This is a genomic window from Paracoccus saliphilus (genome assembly GCF_028553805.1).
In the GTDB taxonomy this organism is placed as follows: Bacteria; Pseudomonadota; Alphaproteobacteria; order Rhodobacterales; family Rhodobacteraceae; genus Paracoccus; species Paracoccus saliphilus.
The window spans coordinates 4040251-4056008 of sequence record NZ_CP067140.1 but is presented as its reverse complement, the minus strand read 5'-3'; the positions used below and the strand labels follow the sequence as shown (position 1 = coordinate 4056008).

The window sequence follows — 15758 nt, the reverse complement described above, 5'->3', positions numbered from 1 at the left end:
AGATGAGGGAATTCCATGCCTGATAACGTGACTGACAAGCCGCTTTTTTCCGCCAAGCTTTCGACTCCGCCGCGTCTTGCGGACGCAGTTTCCGAGGCGATCGCGACGGCGCTTTTCGATGGGCGGATCACGCCGGGAGACGAGTTGCCGTCAGAAGGCGAGATCGCGCGGGAGTTTGGCGTCAGCAAGCCCATCGCACGCGAGGCGCTGCGTCAGCTTTCGGGTGTTGGCCTGATCCAGACGCAGCGTGGCAAGGTCGCCCGCGCCACGGCGATTACCGGAGAGCCGCTGGACCGTATCTATGGCTATGCAGTCCGGTCGAGCCTGGCGCGGCTGCGCGAAGCCAACGAGATGCGCCATCTTTTCGAGACGGGGATCGCCCGGCTCGCGGCGGAGCGGCGCGCAGAGAAAGGCGTGGCCGAGATGCGCGAAGCGGTGCGGGAAATGCGCGCGGGCCTTGGCAAGCCGGAGATCTTTATCGAGGCTGATATCGCCTTTCACCTGGGCATGGCCGAGGCCACGGGCAACACGATGATCCGGATGCAGGGCGAAGGTATGCGCTCGGTCCAGCGTGAAGTGTCGGAACTGTTTTCGCGGCGCTCGAACCGCAGCCCGACGGATTGGGAGGCGACCGTCATGCGCCATGAAGATCTCTTTGCCGCGATTCGCGATGGCGATGGCGCGAAGGCGGTAGAGATGATCGACAAGCATTATGAGGCTGCCGATATCGCCTCCTTCGAGGTTGCCGGCGACATGGATGGCAACGATGCCTGAGATCGGCTCTCTGCAAGGACGGCGGGCGCTTGTGACCGGGGCGGATCAGGGGATCGGCCGTGCAATTGCCCGGGCGCTGCATGCGCAAGGCGCCGAGGTGGTGATACATCATCTGGAAGGTGCCGATCATGTGCGGAACACGCTGCCGGATGCCGAGACGCATGAAGCCGATTTCACCCTGCCAGGATCGGCAGAGGCGCTGGCCGACCGGGTGCTGGAGAACGGCCCCATCGATATTCTCATCGCCAATGCGGCAATCGAGCGGCGGGGGGGCTGGCAGGATGTCACGCCCGGCACGGTGGCGGATCATGTGGCGGCGAATTTCACTTCGCTGCTCGTACTTTGCCAACGATTCCTGCCATGTATGACGGAACGGGGATGGGGGCGCGTGGTGGCCGTGGGCAGCGTCATGGCGGCGCGGCCCCGGGCCGAGACCATCGTCTATGCTTCGCTCAAATCGGCGCAGCTTACGGCCTTGCGTGCCCTTGCGCGTGAGGTCGCGGGGGCAGGGGTGACGCTGAACTCTATCGCTCCCGGCGCCATAGAGACCGAACGCAATGCCGCGAGATATGCCGATCCCGATTTCACGGCCGCGGTCAACGCCAAGATCCCGGCGGGCAGGCCGGGACGTCCCGCGGATTGTGTGCCGCCGGTACTGATGCTCTGCTCGGAGGCCGCGTCCTATATCACCGGGGCAGAGATCCCGGTCGATGGTGGCTGGACTCTTGGCGACGCGCCTGGTGCTTTGCCGGAAGGCAGGAGATGAAGTTGACGCCCGAAATCAGGGTGCTTCATCGGGGCCCGGACATGGTGGGGGAAGGGCCGATCTGGCATCCCGAGCGCCGGGAGCTGCTCTGGGTCGATATCCCTGCCCACATGCTGCATCGGACGCCGCTTGAGGGGGGCGAGCCGCGCAGCGTGACCTTTGACATTCCCCCCGCCGCCCTTGCCCTCGACATGGCGGGCGAGGTGATCGTCGCTGCAGGCACGGGTTGGTATCGCCTTGACGACGGCGGCGGGCTGACCGTGCTTGCCGCGCCCCCGGGGCCGACAGGGGGCTGGCGCATGAATGACGGCTGCACTGATCGGGATGGTCGCTTATGGACTGGGCGGATCGAGGAGCCGAGGGGCTCGGGTGTGGAAGGTCACCTCTATCGGCTGGATGGTGCGGGTGCCACGCCCGTGGTTGGCGGGTTGCGGACGCAGAACGGGCTGGCGGTTTCGCTGGACGGGACCACGCTTTACCTTTCGGACAGTCATCCTGAGGTGAATGTCATCTGGGCATTTGATCTTGATCGCGCGACTGGCGCATTGTCGAACCGAAGGGTTTTCCACGAACCCCGGGCGGGTCGCGCCGACGGCGCCGCGATCGATGCGGAGGACTGCTATTGGTTCGCCGAGATCGATGCCGGACGTCTTGTCCGCCTGGCTCCTGATGGGCGGGTGGTCGCCACCGTGGATCTGCCTGTCAGCCGTCCCACGAAGCTGACTTTTGCAGGACCTGACCTGCGCACCATCTGCGTCACCAGCATGTCGATCCTGCCGGAAGGCAGTGATCCGGCAGGGGAGCCCCTCGCCGGTGCGCTATTGGCATTCGATGTCGAAACCGCCGGCGCATTGCCGACGCCTGTCACGGTCCTGCCGGGACAGGGTTGATAACACCGAACGAATGAATGGGAGGAGATCAGATGCACCCCAGGAGACTTGCCGCGACGGCGCTTGTGACCACGACGTTCATGACCGCACCGCTTGCGGCGGAAGAGCTGCGCTTCACGCTCTGGACGGGAAATGACGCCCATCTGGCGATTTTCAACAAGATCGCCGAGGGCTTCAGTGAGACCCATCCGGACGTGACGGTCTCGTTCGAGACCATTCCCGCGGCGGATTATACGCAGAAACTGACCTTCCAGCTTGCGGGCGGCAATCCGCCCGACCTGGGCTGGATGTTCGAGGACGTGATCCCCGGTTTCGTCGAGGCGGATGTGGTCGAGGATTTGCGCCCGGCGCTGGAGGCCGCCGAGGGATACGAGCTGGAAGATTTCTCCGAACCAGCGATGGCCCTCTGGAGCGAGGAAGATGCCATTCATGGCGTGCCGTTCTCTACCTCGCCATTCATGATCTATTACAACAAGGACATGTTCGATGCCGCCGGTCTCGAGACGCCGCCCGAGCTGGCCGGGAAGGGCGAATGGGACATGGAGAAATTCCGTGAGGTCGCGGCGACGCTTGCCGAGGCGAATTCCGGTAAATGGGGTTTCGAGTTCAAGGACGGCCAAGGCTATGAATCGCGCATTTTGCACGCGATCATGCCTGCGATCCGGGTTCACGGCGGTTATGCTTGGCGCGATGGGGATTGCGGTTTCGACGAACCGGAAGCCGTCGAGGCGATCACCCAGTTGCATGATATGGTCTTCGAGGACAAATCCATCGTGCCGCCGGGTGAGCAGGGGGATTTCTTTTCGGGCAATTCGGCAATGACCGTGAACCAGATCTCGCGGGCTTCTCTGCTGGCGGATGCTGATTTCGAATGGGGCATTGCGCCATTGCCGACAGGTCCCGCAGGGGCTTCGCCGATCATCGGGCAGGCCGGGATCGTGGTCTTTTCCCAGAGCAAGAAACAGGAACTAGCCAAGGAATTCGTAGCCTATATGACCAATCCCGAAAATTCCGAGATCACGGCGGAATTTTTCCCTCCCGCACGTCATTCGGTGCTGCAAAGCGATACCTTCATCGCCGCCAACGAACTGATCCCCGGAGAGCAAATGACCTATGTCGGCAAGGCGATCGAGGAAGGGAACGTGCTGCCGAGCCATCCGCGCTATGCCCAGATCTACGCCGCGATGAAACCGCGCATGGATGCGCTCTGGCGTGCGGATGCCGATGTCCAGGCTTCGCTTGAAGCGGTTTGCACCGCGATCGAAGACCAATTGTGAGCGGGGCGGCATGACGGGCCATATTCGGACCGGGACCACGGCGCCGCGCGCGCCGTGGCTGACCCTTCGTCGCAGGGAGATGTTCGAAGGCTGGCTTTTCGTCAGCCCGACTCTCATCGGGTTCCTGATCTTCTTTCTCGGGCCACTGATCGCGGTCATCATCTATTCGCTGTCGGAATGGAACCTGCTCAGCCAGCAGATGACCTATATCGGCACGGCGAATTATCAGGACGCGCTGACCCAGAATCCCGACTTCTGGCATGTCATCCGTAACTCGGTGATCTTCGCCGCCGGATTGGTGCCATTGAACATGACCCTCGCCCTCGCCCTTGCCCTTGCGCTTTGCCGTCCGGGGCGGGGCGTGGTCTTCTTCCGCACGGCCTTCTTTGCGCCCGTGGTCACCTCGGCGGTGGCATGGGCCATCGTCTGGAAATTCCTGCTTCAGGGAGAGGCGGGCGCGGTGAACCAGATGCTGGCCACGGTGGGGATCGACGGACCCAACTGGCTGCGAGAGCCCGACTGGGCCATGGCGGCGGTGATCGTCACCCGCGTGCTCAAGATGGTCGGGCTGAACATGATTCTCTATATCGCCGCGCTGCAATCCATCCCTCGCGACTACGAAGAGGCCGCGAGGCTGGAAGGTGCGGGAAACTGGCAGATTTTCCGCATGGTGACATGGCCCCTGCTGGCGCCCAGCACGCTGATCATCATGGTGATCACCACGATCGGATCGTTCAAGGTCTTCGACCATATCTACCTGATGACCGGTGGCGGCCCCGAGAACGGCACGCTGGTGCTGGCCTTCTACATCTATGAGCAGGCTTTCGAGTTCTTCAATGTCGGCTATGCCTCTGCGCTGGCGATGATCATGTTCGCGATCGTGCTGGTGCTGGCGGTGGTGCAGATCATGTTGCGGCAGAAAGGATCGGCGTGATGGAACTGACGATACGACAGGCCGGCATCGTCAAGAAGCTGTGCTGGACGCTGGCGCTCTCGGTTGTGGCGGTGCCGTTTCTTTTCCCGTTCCTCTGGATGATCTCCTCGGCCTTCAAGAGCGCCAACGAGATTTTCGGCCAGCCCAGTCTCATCCCCGATGTCTGGCGCTGGCGCAACTTCCTTGAGGTCTTCGAGTATCAGCCCTTCGCGCGACAGTATTTCAACTCGATCTATATCGCGGTTCTGGTGACCGGGCTGACGCTTATCCTGTCCTCGCTTGCGGGGTATGCCCTCGCGCGGATGCGTTTTGCCGGTGCGGGGCTGCTGATGCTTTTCCTGTTGTCGGCGCTGATGGTGCCCGAAGAGGTGACCATCGTACCGAACTTCTTCCTGATGAAGTGGCTCGGGGTGATGGATACGCATATTCCGCTGGTCCTGCTGCCGGTCTTCGGGCCGCACGGGGTGATGGCGACCTTTCTGATGCGGCAATATTTCGTCTCGCTGCCAAAGGAGCTTGAAGAGGCGGGAAAGATGGACGGGCTCTCACGCTTGGGAATCTGGTGGAAGATCGCCCTGCCAATGTCGCGCCCGGCGCTGGCGGCGGTGGCGATCATCACCTTCCTGTTCTCGTGGAATCTTTTCCTCGAACCGCTGGTTTTCCTCTCCAGTATCGAGAATTTTACCCTGCCACTGGCACTATCGAACTTCACGGATCCCTATGGTTCGCCACTCTGGCACCTGCAACTGGCCGCCACCAGCCTGGCCGTGGTGCCCATCCTGATCGTCTATCTGATCGCACAGCGGCAAATCATCGAAAGCTTCGCAATGTCCGGGGTGAAGGGCTGATGTCCCGCTTGGAGCACGGAAAGGTATAACATGAGCAGTCTGAAACTCAGAAACGTGACCAAGGCGTTTAGCAAGACCAAGGTGATCCACGGCATCGATCTAGATGTGGCCGAAGGCGAATTCGTGGTTTTTGTCGGCCCATCGGGTTGCGGCAAATCAACCTTGTTGCGGATGATCGCCGGACTCGAGGATATCTCGGGCGGTGAGCTCTGGATCGGCGGCCGGCAGATGAACGAGGTGCAGGCGGCGCGGCGCGGGGTGGCCATGGTGTTCCAATCCTATGCGCTTTATCCGCATCTCACCGTGCGGCAGAACATGGGCTTCGGTCTCAAGGTGCGCAAGGAAAAGCCCGACAACATAGCCCGCAAGGTCGATGAGGCGGCCATGACGTTGCAGCTTGAAAAACTGCTCGATCGCTATCCGCGCGAACTTTCCGGAGGGCAACGGCAGCGGGTGGCTATCGGGCGGGCCATCGTGGGCGATCCGGATGTGTTCCTGTTCGACGAACCGCTGTCGAATCTGGATGCCGAACTGCGCGTGCATATGCGGGCCGAGATCGCATCCCTGCATCGCCGGCTGGAAAACACCATGATCTATGTCACCCATGACCAGATCGAGGCGATGACACTTGCGGACCGCATCGTCGTCCTGCGCGATGGCCGGATCGAGCAGGTGGGCAGCCCGAAGGAACTATACGCCCGTCCCGAGAATATCTTCGTGGCGCAATTCATCGGCAGCCCGAAGATGAATATCTGCTCCGCCGATGCGCTTGCCCCCGAACTGGCCCGCGCCGGGATTGCCATGGAAGGCGTGGCGCAGATTGGCCTGAGGCCAGAGCATCTGCGGCTCGTGCCCGGGGAAGGTCCCTTGAGCGGGCAGGTTGCGGTCAGCGAATATACCGGCGGCGGATCGCTTCTCCATGTGGAGATCGAGGGGGCCGGAAGGTTCCTCGTGCTTTCGGAAGGGCAGGAGGGGCCGCAACTCGGAGAGAAGGTGCAACTCGATTTCGATGCGGCGAACCTTCATTGCTTCGATGCGGAGGGGCGGGCGCTGCAAACCTCGTGCGAAATGGCCTCCGCATAGGATCATACGCGACCGTTAGCCGTTCCCGCTTGCCGGAAACGGTCTGAATACGCAGATCGTCCGGATTGAAGTGCTGATGGCTGCTTCAATTGCGCCATTGAGGTGGGTTGATTGCCGTAGTGACTTTTCGAGGGGCAGGTCAGGGAGGCACGAAGGACCACGCTGCCTTGGATGCCCTGGGCTTGCCGGTCCGCTTCACCATCACACCCGGACAATGGGGCGATCCTCAGCAAGCGCAGGGGTTGGTCGAAGAGTTGTCAGTCGTGAGTCATGTTTAACGGTTTTCGCCTATGCCGCCGAATATCTTTGCGAGTTTGACCTACCTTTGAATTTCTATCCTGCGGCGACTGGAGCACGGTTGCTATTTACGCCTATCGGGGCGGGCTGGGCAATTGTAGCGCGACAGCTCACTTGAGAACGCCACGACATCCAAGATGAGAATCTGCGGTTCGCCTCTGCCCGCGTTGCAGGAGCGGTTTTGCTCCTGCATAGGCCATGCTGGGTCTCGCTTCTGGGTGATGCTGTGGTCACCGAGACGGTTCTGGCATTGGCAAACTGGCGGTCGATTCCATCTATGCACGGGATTATCCGATGTTGCAGGGCGCATTGTTGCTGATTGCCGGCGATCTATGTGGTGTGGGTAATTGTCCGGCCAAAACCATTTTGGAGCAAGCCGCGCCAGAAGGAACCCTCCCTCCTCCCTCCTTCCGGTTTCTGTGCTTGCCAACGGCTTGCTCTGAATTCCCCAGAAGTCAGCACAGAACAGGTTGCGGTTGATTGTTGGCATTGGTTATGCCAGAGTTTGTGAAGGAGAGCCCCGCGGCCATTGCCGAATCGGAATCCGAAGACGGCAACCGCCCGGTGCCGTGGAACCGATACGGACCGACGGCGAAGGGGTAGAGGACAAGATCGTTGAACAGGAGGAGCAACACCAAATGACTGTCGTCACAAAACTAGAACCGTCCAATACCGACGTGGAGCCGGAATTGACGGATGGTTTTCATCTCGTCATCGACGCACTCAAACTCAACGGTCTCAACACGATCTATGGCGTTCCGGGCATCCCGATCACCGATTTCGGACGGATGGCACAGGCCGAAGGCATGCGCGTCATTTCATTCCGGCATGAACAGCATGCGGGATATGCCGCTTCGGTAGCAGGTTTTCTGACCAAGAAGCCCGGCGTCTGCCTGACGGTCTCGGCACCCGGCTTTCTGAACGGCCTCACCGCGCTGGCCAATGCCACCACGAACTGCTTCCCGATGATCCTGATTTCCGGCTCGTCCGAGCGTGAGATCGTCGATCTGCAGCAGGGCGATTACGAAGAGATGGATCAGCTTGCCATTGCAAAACCGCTTTGCAAGGCCGCATTCCGGATCCTGCATGCCGAAGATATCGGCATTGGCATTGCGCGGGCGATCCGTGCCGCCGTTTCGGGGCGTCCGGGCGGGGTTTACCTTGACCTGCCTGCCAAGCTGTTCCCGCAGGTCATGGAAATGGAAGCCGGGCGTAAATCGCTCGTCAAGGTCATTGACCCGGCTCCGGCACAATTGCCTGCGCCTTCAGCCATCGATCGCGCCCTGGACCTGTTGAAGAATGCCGAGCGTCCGCTGGTGATCTTCGGCAAGGGGGCCGCCTATGCGCAGGCCGACGAGGATATCCGCAATTTCGTCGAGAAAAGCGGTATTCCCTTCCTGCAGATGAGCATGGCCAAGGGGCTGCTGCCCGACACGCATCCGCAATCCGCCGGCGCGGCACGGTCCACGGTCCTGAAAAATTCGGACGTGGTGATGCTGGTCGGTGCGCGCCTCAACTGGTTGCTGTCGCATGGCAAAGGCAAGAGCTGGGGTGAACCGGGCTCGAAGAAACTGATCCAGATCGATATCGAACCCAAGGAAATGGATTCGAATATCGAAATCGCGGCACCGGTGGTGGGAGATATCGGTTCCTGCATGTCCGCGATGCTCGACGGGCTGGGCGACAACTGGAAAAAGCCGCCCGAGGACTGGACGAACACCATCAATGCCAAGAAGGAAGAAAACATCGGCAAGATGGCCGGCCGTCTCAAGAAGAACTCGACGCCGATGGATTTCCACGGCGCGTTGGGTGCGCTGCGCACGGTAATCAAGGAACGGCCCGACGCCATGCTCGTGAACGAAGGCGCGAACACGCTCGATCTCGCCCGTGGCATCATCGACATGTATCAGCCGCGCAAACGGCTGGATGTCGGCACCTGGGGCGTGATGGGCATCGGCATGGGCTCGGCCATCGCGGCAGCGGTCGAAACCGGCAAGCCGGTGCTGGCGATCGAGGGCGACTCGGCCTTCGGGTTCTGCGGCATGGAGGTGGAAACCATCTGCCGTTATAACCTGCCGGTCTGCGTGGTGATCTTCAACAATAACGGCATCTATCGCGGCACCGACACCAACCCGACCGGAGGCCCTGATGTCGCCACCACCGTCTTCGTCGAGAACTCGCGCTACGATCGCATGATGGAAGCGTTCGGTGGGGTCGGCGTACATGCGACTACACCTGACGAGCTTTACAAGGCAGTGTCCGAAGCGATGGACTCCGGCAAGCCCACGCTCATCAATGCCGCAATCGATCCGGCAGCCGGAACCGAAAGTGGCCGCATCGGCAATCTCAATCCGCAAAGCACGGTTGGAAAAAAAGCAGGAGGCAAGAAATGAAAGCCCTCGAAGGAGTCCGTATCCTCGATTTCACCCATGTCCAGTCGGGCCCGACCTGCACTCAGTTGCTTGCATGGTTCGGCGCTGATGTGATCAAGGTCGAGCGCCCCGGCGTCGGGGACATTACGCGCGGTCAGCTGCGGGATCTTCCCGATGCGGACAGCCTGTATTTCACCATGCTCAACCACAACAAGCGCTCGATCACGCTCAACACCAAGAACGAGAGCGGAAAGAAGGTCCTCGAGGACCTGATCCGGAAATGCGACGTGATGGTCGAGAATTTCGCACCGGGCGCGCTGGATCGCATGGGCTTTACCTGGGAACGCATTCAGGAAATCAATCCCGCCATGATCGTGGCCTCGATCAAGGGCTTCGGTCCGGGGCCGTATCAGGATTGCAAGGTCTACGAGAATGTCGCGCAATGCACCGGCGGTGCGGCCTCGACCACCGGCTTCCGTGACGGCCTGCCGCTGGTAACCGGTGCGCAGATCGGCGATTCTGGAACCGGGCTGCATCTTTGCCTCGGCATCGTGACCGCATTGTTCCAGCGCACGCGCACCGGCAAGGGCCAGAAGGTTTCGGCGGCGATGCAGGACGGCGTTCTGAACCTCTGCCGCGTCAAGCTGCGCGATCAGCAGCGCCTGCAGCACGGCCCGATGAAGGAATACAGCCAATATGGCGAGGGGGTCGAATTCGGCGATGCCGTCCCGCGCGCCGGTAACGATTCCGGCGGTGGGCAACCCGGCCGCATCCTGAAATGCAAGGGATGGGAGGACGATCCGAACGCCTATATCTACTTCATCACCCAGGCCCCGGTCTGGGAAGCGATCTGCGACGTGATCGGCGCACCCGAATGGAAAACCGATCCCGATTACGCAACGCCCGACGCCCGACTGCCGCGCCTCAACCAGGTGTTCGGTCGCATCGAGGACTGGACCCAGACCCGCGACAAGTTCGAGGTGATGGATATCCTGAATGCGCGCGACATCCCCTGTGGTCCGATCCTGTCGATGAAGGAACTGGCCGCCGATGAGTCGCTGCGGGCAACCGGTACGATTGTCGAAGTCGACCATCCCGTCCGGGGATCCTACCTGTCGGTCGGCAACCCGATCAAGCTGTCGGACAGCCCCACCGAGGTCACCCGCTCCCCGCTGCTGGGCGAGCATACGGACCTGATCCTTCGTGACGTGCTGGCGATGGACGACGAATCCGTGATGGCACTGCAAAACAGCGGTGCGCTTGGCGACCCTGCCAAGCTGGCTGCCGAATAGAAGCAGTTCTCCCACTTCCCGGTGGGCCGCATGAAATCGCGGCCCACCGAACTGGCCAACGCCATCAGGGCCCGAACTCACCGGACAAATCGACCCACTAACAGCCGCATCGAAAGGTGGTGAACGATGTCGAAACCCGAGATCCGCTTCGACGCCTGGAACCCCGGACTGAAATCAGAACTTCCCTCGGAACTTCTGCCCGAGGTCACGCTCTATCGCCCGGAAAACTCGGAAACCCGATATCGCGAGGCCAAGCAGGCCGCCGAATTCTGCGGGCTGAGGCCCGAGGACATGATTGCCTTCAAACCCGAACGACTGGCGATCCATGATGTGCTGATCCGCGTGACGACGGAACTCTTTGTGCCGGACGGCCCGAACTACGAGGATCTGGGGATCAATCTGCGTAACATGGCCAGCCGCATCCTCGATGGCTGGGTCCACCCCGAAATGCCAGCGCTGCAAAGCGAGTTCTCCGAGCTTCGCTCCAGGGTCGAGAAAAACCTCGCAGAGCGCCTCGATCGCGATATATTCCAGCGGCTCGCCCCCCGGGAAATCGCGGCGAAAACCGGGTTTTTGGAAAAACTTTTCGGAAAAAAGAAGCCGCAGCCTGCAAAAGAACCGTTCTACCCGGAACTGGTCGCACTTTCCGAATGGCGGGACGGCCTCGACCAGATCGACGACCCGTTCGAACATGCCTGCATCCAGGCGCTGCTGACAGTCGTCGGCGGTATCGTCGGACAGCGCGGCCGCCTCATGGCCGACAAGGACCTTGTGGTCACCCACGCGTCGAACCTGGTCTGCAACTCGTTCGGCAGCCGCCTGATCAGTTCGCTGATCGAACCGATATTCCTCAAGGCGGTGGAGCAGGAAGGATACCGCCTCCTGCCCTATCAGTCGCGCCCATTCGTCATGAATGTCAAGGGCGCCTCAGCCGCCGGCAAGAGCACCATCCGCCCGCTGCAACTGGAACTTGCCGAAAGACTGGGGGTGGACTGGACCGATTTCGCCCTCGTCAGCCCCGACTACTGGCGCAAGTTCCTGTTGGATTACGACAGCCTTGGCGAGAATTTCAAATACGCCGCCATGATGACCGGGCACGAGCTGGAAATCATCGACAAGAAGCTGGACGCCTATATGGAAGAAAAGGCATCCAATGCGCAAATGCCGCATCTGCTGATCGACCGTTTCCGCTTTGACAGCTTCAGATTGTCGACCAATCAACAGACGGATGGACGCCTTCTCAGCCGCTTCGGTCACACCGTCTTCATATTCTTCATCATCACGTCACCGACCGAGACCGTCGAACGCGCCTGGACAAGGGGGCGCGAGACTGGCCGCTACAAGGCGGTCGACGACCTGCTCTTTCATAATGTCGAGGCTTATACGGGCATGCCCGAACTCTTTCTCACATGGGTGAGCAAGGAAGATCCGAAGGTGCATTTCGAATTTCTCGACAATGATGTGGCCTATGGGAAACGTCCCCGCACGGTGGCCTTCGGATGGAATGGCGAGATCACGATCCTGGACCCTGACTGCATGCGCCGGATGAACGATTACAAGCAGATCAATGTCGATGCCACGCGCCCGGAAGAGGTCTATCTGGACATGGCCCAGGGCGACGACATTCTGGCAACCTTCATCGAACGGATTCCGAAGGTCACGTTCATCGACAGGCAGGACGCGGCCTCTCTCGCCCAGTTCTCTGATGGGGACTGCCAGTTCGCAAATGCCGATTTCCTCGGCCGCACCGGCCTGACAGGCTTTTCTGCCCCGGAAGATATCGCCGCGGCCGCCTCGCCGATCGACCTGGAACGCGAGAGGCACCACACGCTCGGAGCTTGGTGACAATACGCGCGATAGCCCGGCCGGAAAAGAGGTCGTGCGGACGAGATAAGGCACCCGCGAGAGCCGAGGTCTCGGGCTTGGACGGAACAAGAAGAACTTGCCTCTTGTGCACCCACGCCATCCAGCCATCCGCTTTGTGTTAACCTCGGCTTGGTGTTCGCCATCTGACGAAGGTTCCCAGTCTGCCTCAGGTGTCCCTCGGCTCTTCGGACGAGGGAGCGAGGGGCGGCAATGCGGACAAACCGGACATTGCCGTGTTTCTTCGGTGTTCCCGTTCACATAATGACATGACACACCCCTCCGGGCAAACCAGCGCACCTGGTCGCAGCGTTAATATTCGATCTGCTCCTCGGCGTTCGGTCGCCCTCTGGGAGTAAGGTCCAAAAGTGTCCACATCGGCTCGACCGTGCCGACATGCCGTGGGTCCTGCCCCGGTTCTGATGGTAAGAATAACATTTCAGAGGCCCAACTCAGTCGAATGCTCCCGTCAGAACCTTTGTGGAATACTGTAAGGATCGGCAACTGCTGTCCCTCCGCATCCTCGCCGTGATAGTCACGCTTGAAGCTGTTGTTGGCGGCAGATAGAAGCTTCAGATTGCGCCAACCCCGATGCGCTGCGAAGGCCGCGACCTGTTCGATCGGCGCCTTTGCCACAGCCGCGATGTTTGCTCCCAGCCCCTCAACATGTGGCACCGCTCCCTCCCAGTTGTCCAGCAGAGCAGTGCATGAAGGGCATGGCCCCTCTTCAAGCGGTAGCTCTGCCGCGGGTCCACTGCTCGGACCTTGTCGATCATCACCGCAGTGCCGGGGGAACATGAAATGATAGAGGATCAAGCTATCGGTGCCGGGCTGGAACAATTCAGAGAGCCGTACTTTTGCTGACACGCCTTCCGGGTCAATATGGTCAAATTCGTAATCCTCGGGAACGATTCCGCCCGGCGGGAGAGATCGGATTTCCGCAGCCACTGCCTCCATCTCGCGCCTGAGTGCGCCCTCTCGCTGCAACAGCTTCTCGCGAGCGGCGCGATACTCTGCACTTTCATTTGGAAAGGTCACGCCCATAGGCACCTCCTCTGAAAGGGATTAAATGCAACTATAGCACGCCAACTGCGGATGTCACTGTGAGGGCAGCGATGGGCTCGACGCTGACATCTGACCTTTGTTGTCAGGGCAGACAGACCCCATCTGGCACGAACGGCGGCAATGCGGGACAATTGCGGTCATTGGCTTTCGTGATATGATTGACGCAACAGTGACCACATTTTTGATGGTGATCATTTGAAAGCTTTGGCGGCAATTATGTTTATCGTCACGTCTGCTGCATATGCTGCTGCTGATGAAAAGAGTATAATTGCACAGGAAGGAATCTCAGCACTCGAAAATACGGTTCAGAATTTTCTGATGGCGGTAGAAAGCAAAGACACCAAGACACTCGTCAACATTTCTGCTCCACCAGAAATCGTCACCCAGATCGCCACGGAATTTGGAACTGATGAGACAACTGTTCGCCGGGAACTAGAAGGTGTCTTGTCTGCGGAGAACGTGCAAAGATCTTCATCAATTGATATGAATGCTGTCCGCGTCCGAACGCTTCGCGATGGCACCCATTTCGCACTTCTCCCAAGCGAGACCATATTTGAGGTAAGCTTAGATGAAGGTGACTTCGACGAACTGATGGATGTCGATGGCCCCATGAGGTTTCGGGTGGAATCAACGCTCTTGGCTCTTCGAGGCAAAAATAAATGGTATTTGGTAGGCGTGGGTACGCCTCAGGAGGTGGCAACTCTTAAAAGAGCCTTTCCTAGCTTCTCCGGAATGAAGTTTCCCGAAGAAGCCATTACTCCACTAGATTGATCGAAAACCCGCTAAGGACTCGACGCCGTCATCTGAAAATTTCGCTCAAGGACACTGGGTCCGTGTCCATACCCTGTTTTCATCGGGTATCATATGTCAGGTGGCGAACATTCGGAAAGATTGACGGTAGCTTTCCCGGTGACCCGACATCACCCGGTAGCGTACGCTGCCTGTGTACAGGTTGTGTACGCATTGTGCACAGCTGGTGTACGAATGTCACAGCCAGATTCCCAGCATTTTCTGGGCGAAACGGCTGCCTGTTGCGCATGGTGACAGATGCAACGTACGCATGCGTTGCGCAACGTCTTCCCGGGTTTGTCAGGAGCCGATTTCCCGGATCGTGTCGCCAGGCATGAAGGTAGGCGTCATCTGGATCACCCGGCTCTCCGGCGGCATTTCCTTGCCCGCAACCAGCCTTGCGGCCCGCCGCCCGATCTCGACCCGCCGCGCATCGGTGGTGGTCAGCCGCACCGGCAGCCCGTCCAGAAGATCGACCCCGTTGAAGCCCGCAAGCCCAAGCCTGTTGGGGATGTCATAGCCCTTGTCCAGGCAGTGAAGCAGCCCACCCGCCCCGATCATATCATTGGAAAAATAGAGAAAATCCAGGTCCGGGGCGCGGGTAAGGATACGCTCTGTCAATTCGCGCCCCTTCAGCAGCGACGACCCGCCCTGGTAATATTCGCGCCCTTCAAGCTGCACCCCGGCTGCGGCCAGTCCCTGCTCGAACCCGTCCATCCTTTTGCGGGCGCGGTGATCCTCGGGCATATGGGTGCCAACGAATCCGATCCGCCGGTATCCCGCTTTCAGGATCCGCTCCGCCATTTCGCGGCCTGCCCGGATATGCGAGATTCCGACAAGCGTATCAATGCCTTCGCCATCGGTATCCATGATCTCAACCACGGGAATACCTGAATTCGCCAGCATCGCCCGCGACGCCTTGCTATGCTCCACGCCCGCAAGAATGACGCCCGATGGCCGCCATGACAGCATGTCGTAAAGCACCATCTCCTCCCGCGCGGGGGAGTAATTGGTTACCCCGATCACCGGCTGCAGCCCGGTATCGTCCAGCTCGGCCGAGATCCCGCCCAACACATCCGGAAAGACCAGGTTCGACAGCGACGGGATCACCACGGCGATCAGGTTGACCCGCTGGCTCGCCAATCCGCCCGCGATCTTGTTCGGCACATATCCCAAGGTCTTGGCGGCGGTCAGAACCTTCTCCCGCGTCGCAGCGGACACATCGCCGCGATTGCGCAAGACACGGCTGACCGTCATCTCGGACACGCCGGACGCCTCAGATACATCTCGTAAGGTAAGTGGGCGACGGGGACGAGGATTATTCATGTGCAGCCGATGAAATGAGGATGACAATCGGATGTTAGCGGACATCAATCCTCGCCACAACCTTGCCAATTCCATTCAATCCAGCCAAAACAGCCCTGAACGGCCCCGTGGCTCAACTGGATAGAGCAGCCCCCTCCTAAGGGGCAGGTTGCAGGTTCGAATCCTGCCGGGGTCGCCACCCA

The 15758-nt window shown here is 60.0% G+C and carries 13 protein-coding genes and 1 tRNA gene; 12 read left to right on the top strand and 2 right to left on the bottom strand.

Annotated elements, in window-relative coordinates:
• The first annotated feature begins 15 nt into the window (after nucleotides 1–15).
• The 10 genes from JHX88_RS19475 (at nucleotide 16) to JHX88_RS19430 (ending at nucleotide 12378) form a co-directional block, all read left to right on the top strand.
• Nucleotides 16–774 carry a FadR/GntR family transcriptional regulator gene (locus tag JHX88_RS19475; RefSeq protein ID WP_076528783.1) on the top strand — a complete coding sequence of 253 codons (759 nt, stop codon included), beginning with the start codon at nucleotides 16–18 and terminating at the stop codon, nucleotides 772–774.
• On the top strand, nucleotides 758–1540 hold the full coding sequence (locus tag JHX88_RS19470; protein WP_076528782.1) for an SDR family NAD(P)-dependent oxidoreductase: 783 nt from the start codon (nucleotides 758–760) through the stop codon (nucleotides 1538–1540). Before JHX88_RS19475 ends, JHX88_RS19470 begins: the two co-directional genes overlap by 17 nt.
• 2 nt (nucleotides 1541–1542) lie before the next feature.
• The gene (locus JHX88_RS19465; protein ID WP_076528807.1) at nucleotides 1543–2430 is read left to right on the top strand and encodes an SMP-30/gluconolactonase/LRE family protein; all 888 of its coding nucleotides are present in this window, start codon (nucleotides 1543–1545) and stop codon (nucleotides 2428–2430) included.
• A 32-nt stretch (nucleotides 2431–2462) separates the two neighbouring features.
• Nucleotides 2463–3707 carry an ABC transporter substrate-binding protein gene (locus JHX88_RS19460; RefSeq protein ID WP_076528780.1) on the top strand — a complete coding sequence of 415 codons (1245 nt, stop codon included), beginning with the start codon at nucleotides 2463–2465 and terminating at the stop codon, nucleotides 3705–3707.
• Nucleotides 3708–3717: 10 nt separating this feature from the next.
• The gene (locus JHX88_RS19455; RefSeq protein ID WP_076528778.1) at nucleotides 3718–4641 is read left to right on the top strand and encodes a carbohydrate ABC transporter permease; all 924 of its coding nucleotides are present in this window, start codon (nucleotides 3718–3720) and stop codon (nucleotides 4639–4641) included.
• Nucleotides 4641–5489 carry a carbohydrate ABC transporter permease gene (locus JHX88_RS19450; RefSeq protein ID WP_272848114.1) on the top strand — a complete coding sequence of 283 codons (849 nt, stop codon included), beginning with the start codon at nucleotides 4641–4643 and terminating at the stop codon, nucleotides 5487–5489. The genes JHX88_RS19455 and JHX88_RS19450 overlap by 1 nt, the downstream gene beginning before the upstream one ends.
• 30 nt (nucleotides 5490–5519) lie before the next feature.
• On the top strand, nucleotides 5520–6572 hold the full coding sequence (locus JHX88_RS19445) for an ABC transporter ATP-binding protein (protein ID WP_076528776.1): 1053 nt from the start codon (nucleotides 5520–5522) through the stop codon (nucleotides 6570–6572).
• Between the two features lie 935 nt (nucleotides 6573–7507).
• On the top strand, nucleotides 7508–9262 hold the full coding sequence (oxc, locus tag JHX88_RS19440) for an oxalyl-CoA decarboxylase (RefSeq protein ID WP_076528775.1): 1755 nt from the start codon (nucleotides 7508–7510) through the stop codon (nucleotides 9260–9262).
• Nucleotides 9259–10533 carry a formyl-CoA transferase gene (gene frc, locus JHX88_RS19435; protein WP_076528773.1) on the top strand — a complete coding sequence of 425 codons (1275 nt, stop codon included), beginning with the start codon at nucleotides 9259–9261 and terminating at the stop codon, nucleotides 10531–10533. Before oxc ends, frc begins: the two co-directional genes overlap by 4 nt.
• Nucleotides 10534–10659: 126 nt before the next feature.
• Nucleotides 10660–12378 carry a DEAD/DEAH box helicase family protein gene (locus JHX88_RS19430; RefSeq protein WP_076528771.1) on the top strand — a complete coding sequence of 573 codons (1719 nt, stop codon included), beginning with the start codon at nucleotides 10660–10662 and terminating at the stop codon, nucleotides 12376–12378.
• Between the two features lie 330 nt (nucleotides 12379–12708).
• On the opposite strand, the gene JHX88_RS19425 is transcribed toward JHX88_RS19430, so the two are convergent.
• On the bottom strand, nucleotides 12709–13440 hold the full coding sequence (locus JHX88_RS19425; protein WP_076528769.1) for a DUF899 family protein: 732 nt from the start codon (nucleotides 13438–13440) through the stop codon (nucleotides 12709–12711).
• 237 nt (nucleotides 13441–13677) lie between these two features.
• Between JHX88_RS19425 and JHX88_RS19420 the strand changes: the two genes are divergently transcribed.
• Nucleotides 13678–14232 (top strand): hypothetical protein, encoded by a 555-nt coding sequence (locus tag JHX88_RS19420; protein WP_076528767.1) that lies wholly within the window; start codon nucleotides 13678–13680, stop codon nucleotides 14230–14232.
• A gap of 318 nt (nucleotides 14233–14550) precedes the next feature.
• Here the strand turns inward: JHX88_RS19420 and JHX88_RS19415 are convergent, their stop codons facing one another.
• A complete protein-coding gene (locus tag JHX88_RS19415; protein ID WP_076528765.1) occupies nucleotides 14551–15576 on the bottom strand; it encodes a LacI family DNA-binding transcriptional regulator in 1026 nt (341 codons plus the stop codon).
• A 101-nt stretch (nucleotides 15577–15677) separates the two neighbouring features.
• On the opposite strand from JHX88_RS19415, the gene JHX88_RS19410 reads away from it, so the two are divergent.
• A tRNA-Arg gene (locus JHX88_RS19410) sits at nucleotides 15678–15754 on the top strand.
• The last annotated feature ends 4 nt before the right edge of the window (nucleotides 15755–15758 follow it).